General features: G+C 55.2%; 23 protein-coding genes and 1 pseudogene. 10 read left to right on the plus strand and 14 right to left on the minus strand.

From position 1 onward, the window contains the following. Positions 1–73: 73 nt before the first annotated feature. From fdh3B to AC221Y_RS04255, 6 genes are all read right to left on the minus strand, one after another. Positions 74–667: a formate dehydrogenase FDH3 subunit beta gene (gene fdh3B / locus AC221Y_RS04230; RefSeq protein WP_299755069.1), complete on the minus strand. Its 594-nt coding sequence runs from the start codon at positions 665–667 to the stop codon at positions 74–76. 12 nt (positions 668–679) lie between these two features. Then, complete coding sequence (locus tag AC221Y_RS04235; RefSeq protein ID WP_486706834.1) at positions 680–3,565, minus strand: formate dehydrogenase subunit alpha; 2,886 nt, start codon at positions 3,563–3,565, stop codon at positions 680–682. A gap of 93 nt (positions 3,566–3,658) precedes the next feature. Continuing rightward, a complete protein-coding gene (locus tag AC221Y_RS04240; RefSeq protein ID WP_299755064.1) occupies positions 3,659–3,847 on the minus strand; it encodes a twin-arginine translocation signal domain-containing protein in 189 nt (62 codons plus the stop codon). A 57-nt stretch (positions 3,848–3,904) separates the two neighbouring features. Continuing rightward, positions 3,905–4,513 (minus strand): TorD/DmsD family molecular chaperone, encoded by a 609-nt coding sequence (locus tag AC221Y_RS04245; RefSeq protein WP_486706835.1) that lies wholly within the window; start codon positions 4,511–4,513, stop codon positions 3,905–3,907. Next, positions 4,510–5,094 (minus strand): DUF3306 domain-containing protein, encoded by a 585-nt coding sequence (locus tag AC221Y_RS04250; RefSeq protein ID WP_299755059.1) that lies wholly within the window; start codon positions 5,092–5,094, stop codon positions 4,510–4,512. Before AC221Y_RS04250 ends, AC221Y_RS04245 begins: the two co-directional genes overlap by 4 nt. Then, positions 5,091–5,657 (minus strand): DUF3305 domain-containing protein, encoded by a 567-nt coding sequence (locus tag AC221Y_RS04255; protein ID WP_486706836.1) that lies wholly within the window; start codon positions 5,655–5,657, stop codon positions 5,091–5,093. Before AC221Y_RS04255 ends, AC221Y_RS04250 begins: the two co-directional genes overlap by 4 nt. Before the next feature lie 299 nt (positions 5,658–5,956). On the opposite strand from AC221Y_RS04255, the gene AC221Y_RS04260 reads away from it, so the two are divergent. Further along, entirely contained in the window at positions 5,957–7,906 is a 1,950-nt protein-coding gene (locus tag AC221Y_RS04260; RefSeq protein ID WP_486706837.1) for a 4Fe-4S binding protein, read from the plus strand. Here AC221Y_RS04260 and AC221Y_RS04265 read toward each other — a convergent pair. Next, complete coding sequence (locus AC221Y_RS04265) at positions 7,900–8,625, minus strand: c-type cytochrome (RefSeq protein WP_486706838.1); 726 nt, start codon at positions 8,623–8,625, stop codon at positions 7,900–7,902. The two genes, AC221Y_RS04260 and AC221Y_RS04265, sit on opposite strands and share 7 nt — an antisense overlap. Positions 8,626–8,702: 77 nt before the next feature. Between AC221Y_RS04265 and AC221Y_RS04270 the strand changes: the two genes are divergently transcribed. Genes AC221Y_RS04270 through AC221Y_RS04285 form a run of 4 tightly spaced genes read left to right on the plus strand, consistent with a single transcriptional unit; the run spans position 8,703 to position 11,152 of the window. Then, positions 8,703–8,897: a DUF6494 family protein gene (locus tag AC221Y_RS04270; RefSeq protein WP_299755048.1), complete on the plus strand. Its 195-nt coding sequence runs from the start codon at positions 8,703–8,705 to the stop codon at positions 8,895–8,897. A gap of 1 nt (position 8,898) precedes the next feature. Next, the gene (locus AC221Y_RS04275) at positions 8,899–9,966 is read left to right on the plus strand and encodes an Mrp/NBP35 family ATP-binding protein (protein ID WP_299755046.1); all 1,068 of its coding nucleotides are present in this window, start codon (positions 8,899–8,901) and stop codon (positions 9,964–9,966) included. Then, positions 9,963–10,664, plus strand: a complete 702-nt coding sequence (locus AC221Y_RS04280) for a biotin/lipoate--protein ligase family protein (protein ID WP_299755044.1) — start codon at positions 9,963–9,965, stop codon at positions 10,662–10,664. Before AC221Y_RS04275 ends, AC221Y_RS04280 begins: the two co-directional genes overlap by 4 nt. Further along, positions 10,661–11,152 (plus strand): DUF6505 family protein, encoded by a 492-nt coding sequence (locus AC221Y_RS04285; RefSeq protein ID WP_299755041.1) that lies wholly within the window; start codon positions 10,661–10,663, stop codon positions 11,150–11,152. The genes AC221Y_RS04280 and AC221Y_RS04285 overlap by 4 nt, the downstream gene beginning before the upstream one ends. On the opposite strand, the gene AC221Y_RS04290 is transcribed toward AC221Y_RS04285, so the two are convergent. Genes AC221Y_RS04290 through AC221Y_RS04300 form a run of 3 tightly spaced genes read right to left on the minus strand, consistent with a single transcriptional unit; the run spans position 11,153 to position 13,358 of the window. Beyond that, entirely contained in the window at positions 11,153–11,956 is an 804-nt protein-coding gene (locus AC221Y_RS04290; RefSeq protein WP_299755038.1) for an ABC transporter substrate-binding protein, read from the minus strand. It abuts the gene before it with no gap. Further along, on the minus strand, positions 11,953–12,648 hold the full coding sequence (locus tag AC221Y_RS04295; protein ID WP_486706842.1) for an ATP-binding cassette domain-containing protein: 696 nt from the start codon (positions 12,646–12,648) through the stop codon (positions 11,953–11,955). The genes AC221Y_RS04290 and AC221Y_RS04295 overlap by 4 nt, the downstream gene beginning before the upstream one ends. 5 nt (positions 12,649–12,653) lie before the next feature. Then, positions 12,654–13,358: an ABC transporter permease gene (locus AC221Y_RS04300; protein ID WP_299755035.1), complete on the minus strand. Its 705-nt coding sequence runs from the start codon at positions 13,356–13,358 to the stop codon at positions 12,654–12,656. Positions 13,359–13,659: 301 nt separating this feature from the next. Here AC221Y_RS04300 and AC221Y_RS04305 point away from each other — a divergent pair. After that, positions 13,660–13,851 (plus strand): annotated as a pseudogene (locus AC221Y_RS04305) (transposase); the annotation flags it as partial. Positions 13,852–14,027: 176 nt separating this feature from the next. Here AC221Y_RS04305 and AC221Y_RS04310 read toward each other — a convergent pair. Beyond that, entirely contained in the window at positions 14,028–14,876 is an 849-nt protein-coding gene (locus AC221Y_RS04310) for a MurR/RpiR family transcriptional regulator (protein ID WP_299755033.1), read from the minus strand. A gap of 94 nt (positions 14,877–14,970) precedes the next feature. Here AC221Y_RS04310 and AC221Y_RS04315 point away from each other — a divergent pair, with 94 nt between their 5' ends. From AC221Y_RS04315 to AC221Y_RS04330, 4 genes are read left to right on the plus strand one after another with little or no spacing between them, the layout of a single operon-like run. Continuing rightward, entirely contained in the window at positions 14,971–15,708 is a 738-nt protein-coding gene (locus AC221Y_RS04315; protein ID WP_299755031.1) for a 5-formyltetrahydrofolate cyclo-ligase, read from the plus strand. Positions 15,709–15,733: 25 nt separating this feature from the next. Continuing rightward, positions 15,734–16,705 (plus strand): ABC transporter substrate-binding protein, encoded by a 972-nt coding sequence (locus AC221Y_RS04320; RefSeq protein ID WP_299755028.1) that lies wholly within the window; start codon positions 15,734–15,736, stop codon positions 16,703–16,705. Further along, the gene (locus tag AC221Y_RS04325) at positions 16,705–17,472 is read left to right on the plus strand and encodes an ABC transporter ATP-binding protein (RefSeq protein WP_299755024.1); all 768 of its coding nucleotides are present in this window, start codon (positions 16,705–16,707) and stop codon (positions 17,470–17,472) included. The genes AC221Y_RS04320 and AC221Y_RS04325 overlap by 1 nt, the downstream gene beginning before the upstream one ends. A gap of 1 nt (position 17,473) precedes the next feature. After that, positions 17,474–19,024, plus strand: coding sequence for an ABC transporter permease (locus AC221Y_RS04330; protein WP_486706839.1), 1,551 nt, complete (start codon positions 17,474–17,476; stop codon positions 19,022–19,024). Between the two features lie 315 nt (positions 19,025–19,339). Here the strand turns inward: AC221Y_RS04330 and AC221Y_RS04335 are convergent, their stop codons facing one another. The 3 genes from AC221Y_RS04335 to AC221Y_RS04345 all read right to left on the minus strand — a co-directional run bounded on the left by AC221Y_RS04335 (position 19,340) and on the right by AC221Y_RS04345 (position 22,784). Then, on the minus strand, positions 19,340–20,185 hold the full coding sequence (locus AC221Y_RS04335; RefSeq protein ID WP_486706840.1) for a patatin-like phospholipase family protein: 846 nt from the start codon (positions 20,183–20,185) through the stop codon (positions 19,340–19,342). A 5-nt stretch (positions 20,186–20,190) separates the two neighbouring features. Continuing rightward, the gene (locus AC221Y_RS04340) at positions 20,191–22,227 is read right to left on the minus strand and encodes an LssY C-terminal domain-containing protein (protein ID WP_299755016.1); all 2,037 of its coding nucleotides are present in this window, start codon (positions 22,225–22,227) and stop codon (positions 20,191–20,193) included. A gap of 386 nt (positions 22,228–22,613) precedes the next feature. Beyond that, positions 22,614–22,784, minus strand: a complete 171-nt coding sequence (locus AC221Y_RS04345; RefSeq protein WP_299755013.1) for a hypothetical protein — start codon at positions 22,782–22,784, stop codon at positions 22,614–22,616. Positions 22,785–22,992: the final 208 nt, after the last annotated feature.

Raw genomic sequence — 22,992 nt, forward strand, 5'->3', positions numbered from 1 at the left:
AATTCCTCTTTGTCAGATCAAAGAAGGGCGGCCCTGTGAAGGCCGCCCCTTTTCATGCATTGCAAAGTGGCGGTTAGCCGCCTTTTTGGTTGTAAGCTGTACCCCAACCCCATGCACCCGAGCCAAAGCCACGGGCGACAACACGCTCGCGATAAATATCGGAAACGATGTTACCGTCACCTGCGAGCAAAGCCTTAGTTGCACACATTTCGGCGCAAATCGGCAATTTGCCCTCAGCAATCCTGTTACGCCCATATTTCGCGAACTCCGCACTGGAGTTGTTTTCTTCAGGGCCACCGGCGCAGAAAGTGCATTTGTCCATCTTGCCGCGCGATCCAAAGTTGCCCGCCTGCGGGAACTGCGGCGCACCAAACGGACACGCGTAAAAGCAGTAACCACACCCGATGCACAAGTCCTTGGAGTGCAGCACAACACCATCGTCGGTTTGATAGAAGCAATCGACCGGACAGACGGCCATACACGGCGCGTCCGAACAGTGCATACACGCGACCGAGATCGACCGTTCCCCCGGTGAGCCGTCATTGATGGTGACGACCTTACGGCGGTTGATACCCCACGGCACCTCATGCTCGTTTTTACAGGCGGTGACGCAAGCGTTGCATTCAATGCAGCGTTCAGCATCGACGAGAAATTTTGCTCTAGCCATTCTACTTCTCCTTTATGCTGTCCAGATTTTGCAAAGAGTCGCTTTGGTCTCTTGCATCTGGGTTACGCTGTCATAGCCGTATGTTTGTGCTGTGTTGGAGGATTCACCCAATACAAACGGATCGGCCCCTTCTGGATATTTATCCCTTAGATCAACACCTTCCAGGTGTCCACCAAAGTGGAACGGCATGAATGCGACGCCTTCACCGACCCGTTCGGTGACCATGGCCATAACCTTGACCTTGCCACCTTCGGGGCCCTCAACCCAGACCTGCGCACCATCACGCACGCCCAAGTTATTGGCGTCACGTGTGTTGATCTCGACGAACATGTCTTGCTGCAATTCGGCAAGCCATGGGTTCGAGCGGCTTTCGTCGCCGCCACCCTCGTATTCGACCAAACGACCTGACGTCAGAATTATCGGATATTCCTTCGAGAAGTCATTTTTCTGGATCGAGGCGTACATGGTCGGAACGCGCCAGAACTTCTTGTCCTCGTAGGTCGGATAATCGGCCACCAGATCGCGTCTGTTCGAATAGAGCGGCTCGCGGTGTGTAGGCACCGGGTCCGGGAAGGTCCAGACGACGGCACGGGCCTTGGCATTGCCGAAGGGGGCGCAGCCATGGGCAATTGCAACTCGCTGAATCCCACCCGAAAGGTCGGTTTTCCAGTTGGTTTTCGGACCGGCAACCGCATCAATAGCGGCACGCTCATCAGCCGTCAGATCACCGTCCCATCCAAGATCCATCAGCATCTGCATGGTGAATTCTGGATAGCCATCCTCGATCTCCGACCCCGGTGTAAAGACACCTTCGGCCAATAGATTGTCACCGTCACGTTCCACACCAAAACGGGCGCGGAAGGTCAGACCACCTTCGGCAACCGGCAATGACATGTCATAAAGGTTCGCGGTGCCGGGGTGGTTCATCTCGGGTGTGCCCCAACTTGGCCAAGGCAGACCGTAAAAGTCCCCATCTGCAGGTCCACCAACGGCACGCAACGATGTGCGGTCAAAGGTGTGTTGGTTCGCCATGTGCATCTTCAGACGCTCTGGGCTTTGGCCAGTATAACCGATGGTCCACATGCCGCGGTTGAATTCGCGGGTAATGTCTTCGACGTTCGGCTCGCCACCTTCATCAATCGCAATGTTGCGGAAGATTTTGTCGTGGAAGCCGAACTTTTCCGAGAACATTGCCAAGATCGTATGATCCGGCAGCGATTCAAACAGTGGTTCGACCACTTTGTCGCGCCACTGAAGCGACCGGTTTGACGCTGTCACAGAGCCGCGTGTTTCGAATTGCGTGCACGCTGGCAGCAGGTAAACACCGTCTTCACGATCTTGCAGCACCGCCGACACAGTCGGATATGGGTCAACCACGACAAGCATGTCGAGCTTCTCCATCGCCGTTTTCATTTCCTTCAGACGGGTTTGGCTGTTTGGCGCATGGCCCCAAAGCACCATGGCGCGCACGTTATCGGGTTGATCGATGTCCGCCGCATCTTCCAAAATGCCATCAATCCAACGGCTGACCGGAATTCCCGTGAGGTTCATCATCGCGGTGTCGCCCACCGTTTCAGGTGAGAACCGGCCTTTGAGCCAATCAAGGTCTTCTTCCCAAACCCGGGCCCAATGTGCCCATGATCCAGCAGACAGGCCGTAGTAGCCTGGCAGCGTATCAGCAAGAACACCAAGGTCAGTTGCACCCTGCACGTTGTCGTGGCCACGGAAAATGTTGGTGCCGCCACCAGCGGTGCCCATATTCCCAAGTGCGAGCTGTAGGATGCAATAGGCGCGGGTGTTGTTGTTACCGTTGGTGTGCTGCGTGCCACCCATGCACCAAATCACAGTGCCGGGGCGGTTGTTTGCAAGGGTTCGCGCGACACGTTCCAGCTGGCTGCCGGGTGCGCCGGTGACGCGCTCAACCTCTTCGGGCGTCCAGCGGGCCACTTCTTCCTGGATCTGGTCCATCCCCCAAACACGCGTCCGGATGAATTCTTTATCCTGCCAGTCATTTTCAAAGATGTGCCACAGGATACCCCAAACCAGAGCGACGTCGCTGCCAGGCCGGAAGCGGACATACTCATCAGCATGCGCTGCAGTCCGCGTAAAACGAGGATCACACACGATCAACGGTGCGTTATTTTGCTCTTTGGCTTTGAGCATATGCAGCAGTGACACTGGGTGTGCCTCGGCTGGGTTGCCCCCGATCAAAAAGATCGCCTTGGAGTTATGGATGTCGTTGTAGCTGTTCGTCATGGCACCGTAGCCCCATGTATTTGCCACACCGGCAACAGTGGTCGAGTGACAAATCCGCGCTTGGTGATCGACGTTATTGGTGCCCCAATAGGCAGCAAACTTGCGGAACAGATAAGCCTGTTCGTTGTTGTGCTTGGCAGAACCAAGCCAGTAGACAGAATCCGGCCCGCTTTCTTCGCGGATTTTCATCATGCCGTCGCCGATCTCGGTGACCGCGGTTTCCCAGCTGATGCGCACCCATTCGCCGTTTTCTTTTTTCATCGGGTATTTCAGACGGCGTTCCCCATGTGCGTGTTCACGCACCGCAGAGCCTTTGGCGCAATGGGCACCGAGGTTGAACGGGCTGTCCCAGCCGGGCTCTTGCCCTGTCCAAACACCATTATCGACTTCGGCGATAACCGTGCAACCTACCGAACAGTGCGTGCAGACTGATTTAATTATTTCAACTGCACGGGTCGCGGCAGTTTGTGCTGTCGCTTGGGTAACTGTACCACCCGTTGCCGCGATTGCGGCCAAACCACCGATCGCAAGGCCTGATCCGCGCAAGAAACCGCGACGATCAATTCCGTTGGAACCTTTGTTCACCGTAATCGGTGAACGACCGGACCGGCGTGTATACCCGTTGGTCTTTTTCCTCAGCATTCTCTTCCTCCCTTATCCGATCTTACCGGATGATCTCTTGTTGGCCGCTCGGTGATGGCCCTAGTCGACCATGACAGCGGCCATGACACTTGCCTAAAAACGTGTACTTTCGAAATACGCGCGTGTGTGATCGGTATCTTGCATCGTCTCTGATGAAAGATCTGCAGGTTCGGCAGCGGCTTGTGTCGCGCCACCTGCTGCCACGGCAGCGGCTGCCGGTGCGGCGGTCCCGGCCAGTTTCAGAAAGTCACGGCGGCTCGCGCCTGCTTTTTTATCGGTCATAGGATGTCTCCCTTTTCTTATTTGGCGGGCGTCCCCACCGGTTATGCGGCAAGCCCGTCAGCTTGCGGTCATGCGAAATGCTTCTTTTTCGATCTCCATGAAGGCCAATCCGACCGCACCGACAGATGCGTAAAGGATTGATGATTTGGCCCCCTGCAGGTCATTGAAGTAGTGTGTAGCCCACGTGCCAATATGCAAGTTAAAGAATGTCTGTTGCTCGGCCACGCTTGCCACCCGCCCAAAGCGCCCAACGACCATACCTGCCATCATTTCCATCAATGAAGCGATGTTATCCTCTGGCTCAAACACGCCGTCTGCGCGCGTCATGCCAAAATCAGCCATGGTTGCGCGCAAGTTTGCCAGTGGCTTTTCATTTAAAAACCCTGTGAGATAGTAGCTCGCAAAGGGCAACAACTCCCCCCGGCCAAGACCAATGAACAGGGCATTATACTCGGTCTGCACAGCCTTCGGCTTTGATATCTTCGCAACCCGCGCCAACCCATTGATCGCTTGTCCAAGGTCTGTCTCATCGCCGGTGAGCGCGGCTGATTGATCCAACAACAGCTGATCAGGCGGACCTGCAAGCATTAGACCCAAATAGTTGTAAAGGTCCGCGCGCAGCCGATCTTCCTCTCGGACTTCTGCGACGGCGGCGGCAACATTCATGCGGTATCATCCTCAAACTGAAACCGCATCCGGCGGGGCGCAAATGGCGCTGACTCTTCATCAACCGCAGCGACTTCGTCGGTTACGGCAGTCCACTCATCCATTGCCTCGGCGACAACCTCCACCACGTCATCCTCAACCGCGGCCTCAATCTTCGCAACTTTGGGCTCGGCGTCTTTGAGGCGCTCAACTTCCAACAAATGGGCCAACATGCCCTTGCCAACCTGATAAGAGGTCTTGATCACACCTTGGCCAAGACTTTGGGCCAAATAATCGTCGTCGTAATCATTAAGCCCGTCAACACAGGCCAGCACAGGATTGCTCCGCCACAGTTTGCGCAGCGCACGTTTGCGCAGATGTTCCGGCACGGATTTGGACATGAACGCTTTGAAGTCATCGCCCAGCCCAAGGCTGTCCGGATCAGGCAGGCCAAGCTCTTCAAGTATATCTTCGTCAGATTTCTCTGCCAGCGCGTCTTGCTCTAGCGCAAGAGCAGCTTCACGTGCTGCAACGTCTTCCCTTTCAGCCTCGGCCGCGACGGCTGCGCGACGGCGTGACCATGACGACAGGACTTCGCTCAATTCAGCACCTCTTTGCGGCGCGGCGCACGATAGACATCGCTGACTTGACGGATGCGCGGGTCGCCAATTCCATCTTGGCTTTGATCAACGCGGGCTTTGTTCCGGCGGCGTTTTACAAACGCCTCTTCCTCGTAGTGTTTTTCCACAAACGCAGTAATCCATGCGCAAAGTCCATCTGGCATTGGAATCTTTTCTACCAATTCCTCTGCGGAATCGCAATAATCCTGCGCCTCATAAGGGGAAGCCGTGACAAGTGCGACAGTCCATGGCGCAACCTCGCCTACATCGCTGGGCCGCAAGATCGCGTATACTGAGGGTGTCCGCGCTTGAAGCTCGTGCGCGTAGGCTTCTGCATCAGAGACATAGAGCGTCAAAGGAAGCGTTGCTGCATGGAATTCGGTGACATCGCCATCGCTTCGCAGCACTTTCCAATCGGCGGGTCCGGCGCCCGGCAACACGGCTGAAGCTTTCCAAGCATACTTAACCCACCGGGTTACACCGGCTGACCGCTTGACGACAACGCCGAGTGGTATCGACAATGAGTGAGGGTATTCAAACTTCAAGAGAGAGCCCTGTTGGTACTTATTTCTTAGAGCCATATTGACCCATAATCTGCGAAACGCAAAGACACTTTTTTGTCCGAAACATCGCAGGGAAATGATGCCGTAGTGCAGCATTCCCAAAGTCCTTCAAGAACATATGCTTACATAACGATATGTGCGATCATGGGGCAGGGAATTGTTTCAATTGCTGCAACTGCGAAGGTCGCAGCGTCACAATCGCGCAGAAATTTTAGTTTACTGTCCTGTATTTTCCTGTCTAGCTGCGATGCGCCTTGCGTTCTTGAAAATCGAGGAAAACCATGTCGAAAACATTGTTGGTGTGTGACTGCCTCGTATCTCAGAATTTGGACGCTGCTGCTTTGGAAGTGGCCACTGGCCTACGCTGCGCCACGTGTTATTCAAGCCTATGCACCGATCAGATAGACATCGCAGCCAAAGCGATTGCGCAGGGCGATGTCGTGATTGCCTGCCAGCAAGAAGCACATCGTTTCGTCGCACTTGCCGAAGAGATGGACGCCAGCGCGCCTGATTTCGTCGACATCCGCGACCGTGCTGGCTGGACAGATGACGCCGGCGATACAACGCCAAAGATGGCCGCACTGATTGCAGATGCTGCTTTGATCCCACCGGCACAGAAGTCGTTTGATATTATCACAGAAGGCACCTGTCTGATTGTTGGAACGACCGATGTTGCACTGTCAGCCGCAGAAAAGCTTGGGGAGGCGCTGTCTGTCACCGTGCTGCTGGCCCCGGGCGCAGAGATTATTCCGACGCAAAGCTACGATACGGTCGTTGGAAATTTGCATCAAGCCACTGGAACACTTGGACGATTTGAGGTCCGCATCAATGAATTTCAGCAAAGTGTCTCAGGCGGGCGTGGCACACCTGCGATGACCCCGGCGCGGGATGGTGCTTTGTCTTACTGCGATATCATTCTTGATCTCACGGGCGGTGTCCCCCTCTTTCCCGCCCCAGAGAAGCGTGATGGATACCTGCGGGCCGACCCCAAAGGCCAGGGTGCTGTGGCGGATGCTATCTTTGCCGCAAGCCAGCTGGTCGGCACTTTCGAAAAGCCGTTTTATATCCGTATGGAGCCCAGCCTTTGTGCGCATTCGCGCGCCGAAAAGCCTGCGTGTTCAAATTGCCTGAATGTGTGCCCGACGGGCGCTATTGTCTCGGCCGGTGAGCATGTCAGCATCGATCCGATGATCTGTGCGGGATGTGGCGCATGTTCTGCCGTCTGCCCATCAGGTGCGATCAGCTATGATGCGCCGTCGTCCGACTTTGTCTTTCGCCGGATCCATACGTTGGCAAGCAGTTATCGCGCCGCAGGCGGAAAAGATGCCACACTTTTGGTTCATGACGATCACGGCGCACAGATGATCAGCCTAAGCGCGCGTTATGGCCGTGGATTGCCAGCGCATGTGATCCCCATGGAAGTCGAAGCCTTGGCCGGGTTTGGCCACGCAGAGATGGTTGGCGCACTGGCCAGTGGCTTTGCCCGCGTTGATATTTTGTTGGCACCCAAAACAGAACGTGACGCGTTAGTGCCGCAAGCAGAATTGGCCAATGCGATTTCACCGGGAACGGTCGCATTGCTTGATTTGGTGGACCCTGACGCGCTATCCGATCATCTGTTTGGGAACGCACCTATGACAGCGATCGCAAGCCCAATCCTACCCCTTGGAACACGCAGGCAAATTGCGCGATTGTCGGCAAAGGCCCTCAATCCCGATGCCGTGACACTGCCGTTGCCAGCAAACGCGCCTTATGGCGCTGTCATTGTCGATACAGCCGCTTGCACGCTGTGCTTGGCCTGTGTGTCACTCTGCCCGTCTGGCGCCTTGGGCGACAACGTTGATCTGCCGCAACTTCGGTTCCAAGAGGACGCGTGCCTGCAATGTGGACTTTGCGCCAATGTATGTCCCGAAAAAGCAATCACTTTGCAGCCGCAGTTTGATCTGACCGATGCTGCATTTACCCAGTCAGTTTTAAACGAAGAAGAACCCTTTGCCTGCATAGAATGCGGCAGCCTTTTCGGCGTTAAATCGACGGTCGAAAAGATCTCAGAAAAGTTGGCAGGAAACCATGCGATGTTCAAGAACCCAGACGCCGCGAGGATGATCCAAATGTGCGACAATTGCCGCATCAACTCCCAGTACCATTCAGATGATAATCCGTTCGCATCAGGCGAGAGGCCGCGTCCGCGCACTACCGACGACTATCTGTCCAAGCGCAAGGATCACTGATTTTGCAATGGGGCGCCAAGATCGGCCGGGGCAATTGTTGCCACGTAAGCGAGAATCGCCTCCAACTCGTCTTGGGTAACTTCAATCGGGACAATGGCAGGCGGCAGATTGGCAGGAAAAGGCGGCGTGATGCCTGCGACCTGTGTAAAGCTGGGGTGTGGATTCAGCACATAAAATGTGGCGAACCGATTTCGCCAATCGGTAATGCCGCGCATTACGGCAAAAGACGGCGCTTGGCCCATCCCATTCATCCGGTTGGTCTCGTTTACCACATGACAACGCCCGCAACGCGCCAGCGCCAAAGCCTGACCCTGAACCGGGTCGCCGTCAAATGCGATGTCAGCGATGGCAACCTCAACAACAATCTTGGCCGTGAAAAGTGGCACACCGTCGGGTTGGAACCCTGCAATCGTGCGCTTGCCGATGCCCGACAACAACCAATCTATAAAAAGGCTGGACCCGTCTGCGTCGTTTTGCGTGACGTGCCAAACCGTGCCCAGACCGACAAAGACAGGCAAGCCCTCTGCGCCGATCGCCACATCGCCACCGTCGGCAACTTGTTTAATCCGCACACCGTGTTTCAGCGAAAATCGCGGCAACAGATGCTGCAGAAACCCGGACTGGACAATTTCATCAGGGGCAGACAACGTGAACTCCCGGTCCTGCGCCAACACATGGCCGGGCAGAATAAAAAAGAGCAAGAGTGCCGCAAACTTCACATCAACCATCCCGTTTTGAACTGCGCAGAGACTAGGTGGCAGTCGGCAAAGCGGTCAAGCAATATGGAAACATCCCAATGAGCGACGATTTTAACATGTCGATGCGCAAGTTCCTCAAGCAGGTCGGCGTCACTTCGCAACAGGCCATCGAACAAGCCCTGCGCAAAGCCGGCGACACCAGTGGGCGCAGCTTTGAGGCCAAAGTTGTTCTGACGATTGACGGGCTGGAGCTTGAACACATTGTCACTGGCTCAATCGAAGGGCAATCCTAACGTGGCCATCACCCGCGAGACAGTCCTGTCCATCCTCAAAGACATCATTGATCCGATCAGTGGGACATCAATTACCGAAGCCGGGATCGTCAAAGCCCTCACGGTCGACGATGGCAATGTGCGCTTTGTCATGGAGGTCAACGGCAGCCATGCAGAGGCCTATACTGCCCTCAAGGATGATGCCGAGGCCAAGATCAAAGCGCGCGACGGTGTCGCATCTGTATCGGTTGTCATGACCGCACATAGTGCGCCCGCAGCGCCACCCGACCTCAAGCCACAGCGCGGGGGCGCGCCAAGTGGCCCTGAAAAGATCCCGGGTGTTGACCGCATTATCGCCGTTGCATCCGGCAAAGGTGGTGTCGGGAAATCCACTGTTGCATCCAACCTTGCCTGTGCGCTTGCCGCCGAAGGGCGTCGTGTTGGTTTGCTGGATGCGGATGTCTATGGTCCAAGCCAGCCGCGCATGTTGGGGGTTTCGGGCAGGCCTGCCTCACCAGATGGTAAAACGATCCTGCCAATGCGCAATTTCGGCGTCACCATGATGTCGCTGGGTTTGATGGCAAATGAAGACCAGGCTGTTGTCTGGCGCGGTCCAATGCTGATGGGGGCGCTGCAACAAATGTTGACCCAAGTGCAATGGGGCGCGCTGGATGTGCTGATCGTCGATCTACCCCCAGGCACCGGTGACGTGCAGATGACGCTTGCGCAAAAGTCACAGCTGGATGGGGCAATTATCGTTTCGACGCCGCAAGACATCGCTTTGCTTGATGCGCGCAAGGGCATCGATATGTTCAACCAATTGGGCACACCGCTGATTGGAATGATCGAAAACATGTCGACCCATATATGTTCGGCCTGCGGGCACGAGGAACATACGTTCGGGCACGGCGGCGTGGCGAAAGAAGCCGAAAAACTCGGTGTTCCTTTGTTGGCAGAAATCCCGCTGCATATGGATATCCGGCTCGCTGCGGATGGTGGTGCGCCTATTGTCGTGTCTAAGCCCGACAGCAGCCAAGCCGCAGCATTCCGCAATCTGGCCCGCGATCTGATTGCCAAGGGTCACGCATGATCACACCGTCGTTTCCACCGCTCTTTACTGGCCGGGATGCGAACGGCAATGATCCGTTTGCGCTGGCCTGTGCGACGGCTGAGGCAGGTTGCGATGCGGGTCTTGTGATCTACGATCTTGCGCCAAACACTTTACGTGCGGCGATCGTTTTTGCCCCCGATGTCTCATTGGCGAGGGCAGCTGTAATGCTGCCGATATGCGGGGTCGGATTTCAGAACGCACTCGGCGCGCTCGCACCACCTGAAGTGGGTGTGCATTTGGGTTGGGATGGAACGATTTATATCAATGGCGGGCGATGTGGGGCTATGCATATGGCGGCATCCGGTCAGCCAGAGGATGAGCCCGATTGGCTGGTCATCGATCTAACACTGGCCTTGTGGCCCGTCAGTGACGACACTGGCCTGACGCCGGATGACACGGCCCTTTATGCCGAAGGCTGCGCCGAGGTTGACGCAGTTGCCTTGCTCGAAGCATGGGTGCGCCATACGCTTGTTGGGATCAATGCGTGGGCTGACACCGGCACCGCACAACTTCATCGTGAATGGTCTGGACTTGCCCATGGATTAGAGGGCGAGATCACAGTCGCTGGCCAAACCGGCACCTACAGCGGGCTTGATGAAAACCTTGGCCTTTTGCTGAAGGTTGATGAAAAGACAATACTTGTCCCCCTCACTGGTCATCTGACGAGGCCCATATGATACTTGCCCGCGCAATACATTTTGACGAAAGCGACTCTCGCGTGTTCCACAATCCGGCGCGCACAGGCGAATGGTGCATTTCGGGAGGGTTTGAATTTTCAAACTGGGGAGAGGCCGATCTTGTCGGCAAAGCCAGACAGGCTTTTGCGAACGGCTGGATGGGGTGCGAGACCTTCGGCAGGGTCAGCTTTGTCGCCGTCACCCAGATTGAACCACAAGAACAAGACGCAATCGCGGGTCTGCTTGCGCAACACTTTGTTGATATCTACGGTGCGCCATCGCTTGATGCTGCACGCAACGTGGCTATGGAAGAAATCAACCAAATGGCAGAGCTTTGTGCCGATCATGCACCAAATACGCTGCTCACAGTGGCGCGCGAACTCACCGAAGCCGGGATCAAAGAGGCGTACCGTGTCATCGAACCTCAGGACGCGGACCTGAACCAGTTTGCGGTGCATGGATCACTCGATGAACCACCTCAACACTGATCACCCTGGTTTAGCGTTAAAAACAAAGAGCGTTTCACCATTGATGGAATAGCCGTTGATCAACGCCTCAGCGCGGGGACTTGTCAGCCAATTTTCAAGCGCCATTGCCAAATCACTGCGGACATTGTCGTTCTTATTGGGGTTCACAGGGAGGTACGCGTATTGGTTAAACAGCGCGGGATCACCGGAATAAAGCAGCGCCAGTCCAGCTTTATTGGCAAAGTTCAGCCAACTGGCCCGATCTGATAGGACATAGGCATCCATTGCGGCGGCGGTGTTCAACGCGTGGCCCATGCCAGCGCCTACCGAGCGATACCAGTTATCAAATGCACCCACATCAAAGCCAGCTTGCGCCCAAACCGCCAACTCGGCCTTGTGAGTCCCACTGTCATCGCCACGACTGACGAAAATCGGCTGAGCGTTAGCGATACGTTGCAATGCATCTGCGGCACTGGCTGCATCTGCAATGCTTGCCGCATCTGTCGTGGGGCCGATCAAGACAAAATCATTGTACATAATCTCGCGCCGGTGAGTACCATGGCCTGCGGCAACGAAGGCCTCTTCGGCCACTTGGGAATGGACCAAAACTGCATCGACATCGCCGGCTTCGCCCAGTCGCAGCGCTTGTCCGGTTCCAACGACAAGCAACTGCACGTCTAGGTCAAGATCATCCTGAATGGCAGGCAACAGCACATCCGCCAATCCCGAGCTATCAAAAGACGTGGTTACCGCCAAACGCATCTCATCAGCCGCACTGGCCATAGCCCAAAACGCGACGATAACCGCCAGAGCACTTCTGATCATATCACAATATCCCCTCTTAAAAACGCCGCCAGCTCTTTGGTTGCTGGACGCGTGAATGCAGCCTCTGCACCGCTGACATCATGTACTTTGCCATCCAGCATAAAGACTAAATCCCGCGCAAGTCTACGGGCCTGCCCCATATCGTGGGTCGACATCACAAGTCGGGTTCCGGCTGCAGAGGCTTCTTGCAGCAGCGCCTCGATCTCGCGCGTGGCGTGGCCATCGAGGTTCGCGCATGGCTCGTCCAGAAACAGCACCTGCGGCTTGCGAATAAGGGCCCGTGCAATGGCGAGCTTTTGCCGCTCTCCGCCTGACAGCCGCATTGCTGTGCTATGACGAGCATCGCTGAGGCCAATGCGCTCTAGCCAATGATCCACCGCTTGCTTAATTTCGGGCTTCGGCGTTTTGATAAGGCGCAGCGGATAGGCAAGATTTTCACAAACCGATCGCCGCAAGACGATTGGCGACTGAAAGACAAAGGCGTGCTGCGATGGATCATCATGCTGCCAAGTCACTGTTCCACTTGTGACCCGTTCAATCCCATGCATCACGCGCAACACCGTCGTCTTACCCGACCCGTTTGGCCCTATAATGATCGTTGGACCGTCGGGCGGAAGCACAAGATCGGTCGGGCCAATAACAACCTTGCCGCTTCGGCGCACCAGCACTTGGTGAAGGGTGAGTGGGAACATCTGTGTCACCAGCGTCCCTCCTGCTCAGTCTGCGATAACGTATGGATCGCGAGGTTCACCAAGATCGCCAGCCCAATCAAGACAAAGCCAAGACCAAGAGCGAGCGCAAAATCACCTTTTCCCGTTTCGAGGGCAATGGCCGTGGTCAAAACGCGGGTCACATGATCGATATTGCCACCCACAATCATAATCGCGCCCACCTCACCAATCGCGCGTCCAAATCCGGCAAGTGCAGCGGTTAACAAATTTCGCCTGCCGTCCCAGATCAGCGTCAGTATACGTTGCCTTTTGGAGGCATTCAGCGAGATCAGCAAATCATGGTATTCAGCCCAAAGTTCGCGCATGGATTGATGTGCAATCGATGCGATCACGGGCGTGATGATGATGACTTGGGCGATGATCATGGCTGTCGGAGTAAACAGCAGGTTGAGCACTCCGAATGGCCCTGAGCGTGACAACAAAATGTAGACGACCAACCCAACAACCACAGGCGGCAGACCCATCAGCGCGTTGATGAAAGATATCACAAATCGGCGATACCGAAAGCGTTGCACCGCGAGATACGTTCCCAGTGGGATCGCGATGAGCGAGGCAATCAATAGTGCTGTCAGGGTGACACGCAACGACCGCAGGCTAATTTCCCAAAGCTCGGCGTCAAATGTGATGACCAGGAAAAATGCTGCTTTCAGACCCTCTAAAATTTCAACCATGGACGCATTGCACTTGCTTTATTGCGGAGAATCTAAGGTCCGGTTTTTAAGAATATAATACAATAGCCAATCTGGGTCGGGCAGTTGCCAGGTCCCGTGATGGTTCAAATTCGTTCTCAGCCATTTTTTAGGACACATCGGGATCGTAGATGCACCGCGATAGCATTTCACTTGTGGCGAGCGACTGCCTACCGCCCCCTTCTGATGCACTTCGCAACATCACCGCAGGAAATAGCACCCTGATGTGATGCCGTGGAGGCCTCTCTCTCATCGCTGCAAGCAGTGCCTGCTAGGCAATGCGTGGCAACGCGGCTCAAATGAAAATATCAACCGGCTGCTGAGGCAATATCTGCCGCGCGGAACCGATCTGTCTGTCCATTCGCAAGCAAAGCTAAGTGCGATTGCCAGGCAGCTCAACGAACGGCCTAGAGAGACCCTGCAATACCAAACCCCAGCAGAGACATTTGCTGAGTGTATTGCGTCGATCGGTTGACTCCGCCGCCAAGACTCACCAGGTACCGTGTCCACATTTTCGAACGAGCAGCCAATTGGCGCCGATTGGGGCGGCCCAAATCTACCGAGAAGAATTCAGGCCGAGATGCAGTTTCTGCTCCCGCTCCGCCTCGTGTCATAAGACGGTCAAGTCTCAGGAGTTGATGGGCTGCGTTGTCACTCCAGCAGATCAAGTTCCTCAACAATTGCATCAAGCGTTTCGGCCCTTTGCTTCACCGTGACAGCATTCTTCCCAACAAAAGCAATCGCAAGTAAACGCAACATAGACACCACTGTCGCATGGGTGTTGAGCATGCCGTAGCTTGCGACGTGGCAAGGCAAAACCGTTTCAGAGAAACGTTCCGCCTGCGCCTGATAGCGATGATCAGTGATTGTTATGATGCGCATCCTAGATGTCCGCGCGTAAGCCAGCAAGGAGCGTAAAAGCTTTGGTCGTGTCTCCAGCGATACGAGTACAAGTGCATCACGCGGGCCCATCATCGCCAAATCGCTGGCCCAATCCTGCCCTGCACCATCGAGATAGTGCACATCGTGTCGCAATCGCGAGAAAAGCGTCTTGCCAATGCGTGCCACGCCATCTTCGGCACCGAAACCTAAGAACCAAATCCGTGGTGCAGTTGACAGGATTTCGGCGACCTCTGGCAGCCGGTCTGAGCGCAGTTCTTCAAAAGTGCGGGTCAAGTTGCGGAGCTCAAGATCCAAGTGGTCGACAATGGACCGGCCCAGAATAACCTGATCAGGGGCGCTTTCTCTTTGGGCATAGGGCTGCGTCCGATCGCGCTCTTCGCGCGCTTGCAGGCGGACTTCCTCAAAATCAACATATCCCAAGCTGCGAAAAAAACGGGCCGTCGTCGCTTTGGACACTCCAGCCATATTGGCAAGTTCCGTCGCGGTGTGAGTTTCTATAAGGCCCTGATTTTCAAATAAAACGCTAGCGATTTTTTGTTCGCTGCTGGTGAGACGCGCCTGTTTTTCGTGAATGCGGAGGATGAGTCGTGATGCCATGAAAAAGGAATATCCTGTGTCGTTCTCAGATTCAACTTGACCATTGAAACAAAAGTTTCATTATTATGAAACACTGAAACGCGAAGGAATCGCAATGTCTACATCAAAGGTCATCCGAGAACGGATTTGGACAAAACTGCGCGATGTTGCAAAGCCCGATACGCGGTTCCATCTGAATTTCGCCGAAGTCATCCCCGATTTCGAAGGATCAGACATGGCAACCGACCACTTGGTCGCGGAAGACGCTTACACTGCATCTAACTTCGCCTTTATCACGCCCGACAACTGTCTTGCCGACCTGCGCCGCCGCATGATCGAAGATGGCAAGCCCTTCGTGATGTCAACCTATGGCATTTATCGAGGCTTTGTTCTGATGGAACCTGAAAATGTTCCAGAGGGTGCCGCGCTCTACGCCTCTTGGCTGGACGGGATGGAGCACTTCGGCACTCCGATCACGTTGGAAGAAATTGCGAAACGCGGTCGCTTTGACCTGATGGTGACGGGAGCTTCTGCCGTCTCCAAGAACGGTGTTCGTTTCGGCAAAGGGCACGGGTTCTTTGATCTGGAATGGGGCATGTTTACCGACCTCGGTTTGGTCGATGAGACAACTCCGGTGATGGCCGTCGTACATGATATACAAATGGTCGACGATCAGCTGCAGCCGTCCGAGACCGACATTTTGGTCGACAAGATCGCGACCCCGACACAGATGTATACAGTGGAACGCCGCGCCAAACGCCCTAGCGGCGTAAAGTGGCCATTGTTGGAACCCAAACAAATCGCTCAAACACCACCGCTGCAGGAATTGCAGCGCATCCAAGGCCTTGCCTGACACCATCCAACAGGAGACGAATGACATGACATTAAGACTAAACCGCCGCCATTTCTTGGGCACTGTTGGTGCCGCAGCCGCTGCATCAGCCCTTCCGATGCGAGCCATGGCTGCGACGCCAATGACCATGCAGGCCGCGTGGATAAATGACGCCGAATTTGCAGGCTATTTCCTAGCCATGGACCAAGGGTATTATGCCGACGAGGGTCTGGACCTTACCTATCTGTCTGGCGGCCCTGATGTGATCCCTGAAAGCACCATCATCGCGGGTCGCGCCGATCTGGCACTGACCACACCAGACACAACGATCAAAGCGATTGTTGATCAGGGCGCGCCCTTCAAGATCATCGGCGCACAGTACCAAAAGAACCCTATCGGAATCGTGTCGCTGGTTGGCAGCGGCATCAATTCACCCACCGATCTAGTCGGCAAGACTCTTGCTGTGCCTCCGGTAAACGTGATTTCTGTCGAAGCAATGCTGAAGTTGAACAACATTGCTCCCAGCGACGTGAACATCGTCCCTTACGCCTATGACCCGACCCCGTTGATCAAAGGCGAGATCGATGCGAGCCTCGATTTTACAACCAACGTTCCCTACACAATCAGCCAGCAAGGGGCCGAGGCCACGTCGTTCCTTCTTTATGACTTTGGCTATACGACCTATAACGACACTGTCGTGGTGACCGACGAAATTCTGAACACCAAACGCGCGGAGCTGGTCGCTTGGTTGCGCGCTAGCCGCAAGGGCTGGGTTGAAAACAACGCTGACACAACCGTTTGGCCGCCAAAGTGGGCAGATACACATTTTGCAGGTACCGGACGGACCATCGATAACGAGGTCTTTTTCAACGGAGCTCAAAAGCCGTTGATGGAAAACCCAGCGGGAGTCTTTGCGATGACCGAAGAAGGCATCGAAGCAAACCTCGGTGCTTTGGCTGAAGTTGGCATCGTCGGTTCGCGCGACATGTTCGACACAACCTTGCTTGAAGAAATCTGATGACCACCCCGGACGGGATTTCCCTTTCCGGGGTCGGCAAGATCTTTGAAGGACGCGGAAGGACGGTTGAGGCGTTGCGCGATGTGACGCTGCACTGTCCACCTGCGTCCTTCACCGCGTTGATCGGCCCGTCCGGCTGCGGCAAGTCGACAGCTCTGCGCATCGCTTTGGGGCTAGAGACCGCGGATGCCGGCGACGTTTTGATCAATGGCGAACCGCCTGTGGTGGCTGCGAGATCTGGTAAGACTGGCGTTGCATTTCAGGACTCCGCACTGCTGCCGTGGCGCAGCGTGCGTCGCAATGTCGAGATGCCGCTGGAGGTCATCGGGCTGAACCGCAAGGCCCACGCGGCCCAAGTGCAGGCGATGATTGAGCTTGTGGGGTTGAAGGGGTTTGAGAACTCGCTCCCCGGTGAACTTTCCGGGGGCATGCGCCAGCGCGTTGCTATTGCCCGCGCGCTTGTCACAAAGCCCAGCGTCTTGTTCATGGACGAACCCTTCGGTGCATTGGATCAAATCTTGCGCCGTCAGATGAACGTTGAGCTGCAACGTGTCTGGCAGGAGACAAGCTCGACGGCCCTGCTTGTCACCCACGGTATAGATGAGGCCATTTTTCTGGCCGACCGTGTCGCTGTGATGCACGCAAATCCAGGTCGGATTGTCGAAACAGTTGACGTCCCTTTTGAGCGTCCCCGCCATCCTGACTTGTTCTCAAATCCAAGGTTCCATGCGCTGACAGATCGGATCGCTTCGGTGCTGCATGGCTAGGGTGCCCACAGGTCTGCGTAATATCGTAATCCTTCTTCTGATTTGGGAGATAGCAGGCCGCCTTGAGCTGGTCGCAAGCGGTGCGTTGCCGGGGTTTTCAGAAATCCTGATCCGCCTTTGGGAAGATCGCGCCGATTATCCGCGTCACATCTGGGCCACACTCTATGCCTCTGGACTGGGGTTCCTGATCGGCAATGCGGTGGCGCTGATAGCAGGGGTGGCTTTCGCGATGTCACCGACATTGTTACGCTTATTTCGGGGCGTGAACATCGCCATTTTTGCGTTACCGCCCATCGCCATTGCACCAATCCTCGTGCTTACCCTGTCAGGCATGGCACCTCGCGTCGTCCTTGCCGCATTGGCCGTCTACTTCGTCACCATGACAGCGACCGTGATCGGGCTGAGCCAGTCAGACAATCGGGTCAGCGATGTGGTTCGGGCGTATGGCGGTAGTCGTTGGCGCATTCTGCGGCTGGTCCAAATGCGCGGCGCGTTGCCCACCATTATCACGGGCTTTCAGATTGCTGCTCCAAACGCGGTATTGGGTGCAATTCTGGCCGAATTTGGCGGAGGAGGACGCTGGGGCCTTGGAACCTACCTGCTTGGGTCGCTTGGTCGTGGAGAACCAGACAGGCTTTGGGGCATCGGACTGATCGCAACCGCAATTGCGGGTGTGGGCTATCTGATCTTTGCGCTGATTGCACGGCGCTTGCTGGGAGCAAGCCGCGCTGTAACGCTGAACACAGCAGCACCGGGCGGTGCAGTGCTTCCTGCGTCGCCACTGCACCGGATCGCGATGCTGGTTGGTATTGTATCCCTTCCTTTCCTTTTGTGGTGGGTCTTCATCGCACTGACAGGCGTGCCCGCAATGATCGCGAAAACACCGTGGGGGGTGATCGATTATCTGTTTTTGGCAAAGACGGCTCCCGTTGCACAGGCAAAGCTATTGCAGGCTTTGGCAGAGACCCTCCCGATCACATTAGTGGGCATGGCCGCTGGCATTGGCTTTGCCTTCCTGTTGGCAATCTCAACGCGGCTGTTCCCAAACGCCATTCGTGCCTTCATGCCTGTAGCGCTTGTTACGCAAACGATGCCACTGGTCGCACTAACTCCACTGCTGGTGCTCATCTTTGGGCGAGGCACCTCTCTGACGCTTTGGGTAACCATCTCGGTGACGTTCTTTCCCGCCTTCGTCACCCTGGCTCAAGGAATAGCGCTAGTTCCGCGCAGCGCACATGATCTACCGCGCGCTTACGGTGCAACGGCCTGGCAAGAAATGCGGATGGTCACGATCCCAGCATCCCTTCCTTATCTATTTGCCGCCACGCGTCTTACGGTCCCGAGGGCTTTGCTTGGCGTCATGATTGCAGAGTGGCTGGCCACCGGACGTGGACTTGGCAATTTGCTGAACCAATCGCGCGGCTATCTGGATTTCGGGATGATCTGGACGGTTGCATGCGTCTCGGTGCTCTTGTCCGTCGCCCTGTACCAGTTAGTCGTTGTTATTGAACGTAGAGTACTGCAGCATTTAGGCATGAAAACCGCAGAATGAAGCCATCAACCCAAGCGAACGCCTTCAACAAGATAGATCTTGCCACTTTCACCACCAACTAAACAAAGTCGACCCGTTTAAGTCGGATTGAAAAACCGATGGCGGCACTGTCTGTCCGGTCTGCTTTTTTGGCCCAGAGACGCCGTCTGCCCACCATCCCGATGCCACGCTTTCTGCTTTCGCAGTGCGGTCATTCGTGAATTGGGGATGTTCAATCAGTTCGATTTGAATGACACCAGTGTCACCGCTCTTTGCATCCGAGCGTTTCTATTAAAAATATTGTTTCTCAGCCGCCTATGGGATTATTTCGCCGTCCTACATGCCCGACAAGAGCCTCTCTAAGCGGCGTTTCAGACGTTCGCGTTCCGGTTCGGCCGCTTTCAGGATTTCCTTGATCTTCAAGAAGTCATGCGCACCGAAATGGTCAATATTCGGCGATATTAGGATGTCTGGTTTGGAAAATTCGCTTTGTAGCTTCGTGATTTGTTTTTGGAGGATTTGAGTAGCCCCCAGAAGAAGCTCGGTTGGCCCCGGGTCGGAAGTCCTGCTTTGAGGTCGAGGGGTCCCGGTCACGTCTACAGCAATCAGCAAACCACACCCTTTTCTGCGCACCTGATCCATCGGGACTGGGTTGGTATAGGCTCCGTCGATTAAGACTTTGCCATTGAGCTTTGGGGCCGAAATCAAACCCGGAATTGCGATTGATGCGGCGACCGCTGTTTCAAGGTCACCGGTTTCGATCGTCACTTCCGTTGCGGTGTAAAAATCCGTCGTGCTGATTGCGAGCGGAATGAGCGTGTCTTCAACGCGCTTGGCCATCCCGGGCGGAGAGACCAACTGCACAATACCAAGACCATTGAGTGAGATTGGCCGGGAAAACGACAGATTGATCGGTCTGGATGCGGAGCGATTGCTGCCTGACCAAAACAGCTGCCGCGCAGCCTTTGCGGGCGTGCCGAGAACTGACAATGTATGATCACGTATCTCGGCGGCGCTCATGCCGGAGGCATATGCAGCGCCAAGCAATGCTCCGATAGAGCAACCAGCAACGAAATCGGGCTTTATGCCTAACTGATCAAAAGCCTCAAGCACCACGATGTGAGCAATTCCACGCGCAGCGCCACCGCCAAGTGCAAGTCCAATTGTGGGTTGAGATGTCATCTCGACTAAATTTCTGGCTCAGGATTTACTGAGGTAGTGTGCGTTTGGGCTTCGGTTTGCAGCACGATAGCTCTTCCATCTGTAAAAAAAGGATCACCTGTTAGGTTTTGACCCAGAACAGGCGCAACAAGCTGGAGATGTTTCTCCAAGCTGATCAGGCCAGTATTTCGAAGACTTGTTGCAAGAAAATCCCGCTCACCATCGATGTTGGGATCGATGTGATGGGTCAACCCCCATTTAAGCCCTTTATCGAAACTGGCCGTACCGACGAAGATCAGCAGGCCATCCTCACTGCGAAAACCTGTACGCCAAAACCGGGCCTGATGGCGTACTCTAAGACTTTCTTCCAAAGTCCCTATTTGAAAATCGAAGTCGTTCGGCCGACCGTCCCAGAATGCGGGCGTGATAGGGGCAGTATCATACCCTCTGTTGAACCAGGCCGCAAAGGCCGCGCGTGACATGTTGGTCAATCCTGGCGAGTCAGCTGCAAGCCAACCTGCCTTGCTGAACGCTTCCAAAAAAGCAGCGTCGCTTTCAGCTAGCACTACGAGACTGACCGGCTCCAGCGGCTGGCCCAGTATATTTTTGGAATGGGTGGATAATTGACCGACTGCGAAAGCAGTTTCCAGTGGCTCGCTCAACTCTATTATGGCGGGGATAGGCCGCAGGTTGCGAGTCTGGTGATAGTCTTTCACCATCAGCCCAACGGTCACAACAGCGCTGACGCTCACGCCTAAAGACGCAACTTTCTGCCAAGACAGAACTGAAACCTGCCTGTTCCAATCTCTCCGTGTATTCAGCCATTCCGCCAACCAAATACCGAGCAACGCCCAAAGAACGCCGACAAGATACCCGTTCAGAACGTCGCTCAGATAGTGTTCAACGAGGTATATCCGGCTCAGCCCGATCAAAAATACGAGGGTTGCGCCAATGAGAAACGAAACGACGACCGGACCAATACGTTCACGGATAAGAACGTAAGTCAGAAACCCAAAAAAAGCGACGCTGGCCGCACTGTGTCCGCTTGGGAAAGAAAAACTGGTTTCGGCATATACGGCCATCTCTGGCCTCGGGCGCGCGAAGACGCTTTTAAGCAGCGTGACCGTCAGCTGGGTTCCGATCACGGTCAGCCATAGTCCCGGCAAATAGTGCAGCCGTCCATACAACGACATCAGAGCGGAAGCGGCTATCACGAGGGTTGCGATAACCCTCCAATATCCTAAGGCCGTAACACCCGTGAAAAAATGCACCAAAGCAGGGTCGCGAAAAGCGGACAGCAGGCTGGCGACCCGGACATCTGCCGCAACGATCTGGCTTTGAGTGATAAAATCGAGCGTCGAACTGGCATAGAGCATAAGAAAGTAAGCAAAAGACGCTGCCAACATAGTGGCTGGCAGACCAGTGAACGCGTCCCGTGACAGGCGGTCAGACAGGAACCTGAAAAGGATGGGGTGGCGCGCTACGAGTGCACATACATCCGGATTATCCTTGATACCCCAACCGACAGACCGAAGAACAGAAATGAAGAACGGCAGTGCTTTGCGCAGTTTGACCGCAGCAAACCATAAGATCGCGATCGTTAGCAAAACGGCAAGAACAAATAGCCGGGCGCGGGTTATCGTGGCGCTGAACAAATCGGCGGCAGTGCCAAAAAAGTATCCCACGCTGACCAGAATGACGGCGTAAGCAAAGCCTCCGGTCACATTCCACAGAAAAAAGCGGCGCCGGGAAAAGTCCGCTAAGCCGGCGACAACAGGAAGAACTGGTCGTAGCGGGCCAAAAAAATGGCCCATGACGATACTGGGTGCGCCGTATTTCGCAAAGAACCGCTTTCCACGTTCAAGATGTGCAGACGAGAATACCCGTCTACCCTCCTGAAAGAGGCTGGCACCTTTGGCTCCAATCCTGAAACTAGCTTCCGCCCCCAGGATTGTGCCTATGGCCACAAACCATATCATGTCACCAAAATCATAAAGCCCCTGGGCCACGAGCGCGCCACCAAGAACAACAATAACGGTGCCAGGTGCAAAGACGCTGGTCAAAACCAGTGCCTCACCGAAGGCAAACAGACCGATTACCCAGTAGCCCCAAAGTCACAGAGACTGGATCGACGGCAAAATATCGCTAAAATAGCCTTGCATCACGCCCTTGCCAAAATCTCTGATTTATTGGGTCGTCACAAGCTGGCTTGCTGGAAAATACCCGTAGAAAAACGACGAACACATGTCCTCCGCACATAGAGTGATGGTAACGAACCCAACGTAAATGCGCCGCCGAGGATATCGTTGGCATAGTGCGTACTTAGAGCCCAGAGAAAGCGACTGCGCGTGCAGCAAGTGGGCGACCTGTACTCCTGCGCTGCGCAATATCCCATAACAAATCGATGCGGCAGCGACATAAGTCGCAACTTGGGCAAATACTGCTGCGATCAGCCAGTTGGTCCACGCAGTAAGGCGAGTGTCGCAAAGGTCTCAATCTCGCCCAAGTGCACCACAGCGACAGTTAGCGCTGACAGCGTTGCTCCGCCCAAGACACGCGGGGCAATCTTCCACCATTTTGGGCGCGTTAGGATGGTCCCGTCAGCCTTAGGCTCCGTCATCCCCATCATTTCGCGGTTTGCTCGACAAAAGCGCCAGGGCCACTAGTCCAGCGATGACAATCACCGCATGATTCGCCCCATTGCGGGGCAGGGCGGCCAGCACGGAGGCGGCGGCAAGGCATTGCGTCTCGAGCCGAGCGCGCCTTTCCCTGCGCTCTCTCCTGGCGCGCCATCTCACCCACAACACCAGGCCCAAACCCGTTACTAG

This window comes from Boseongicola sp. (genome assembly GCF_057460485.1).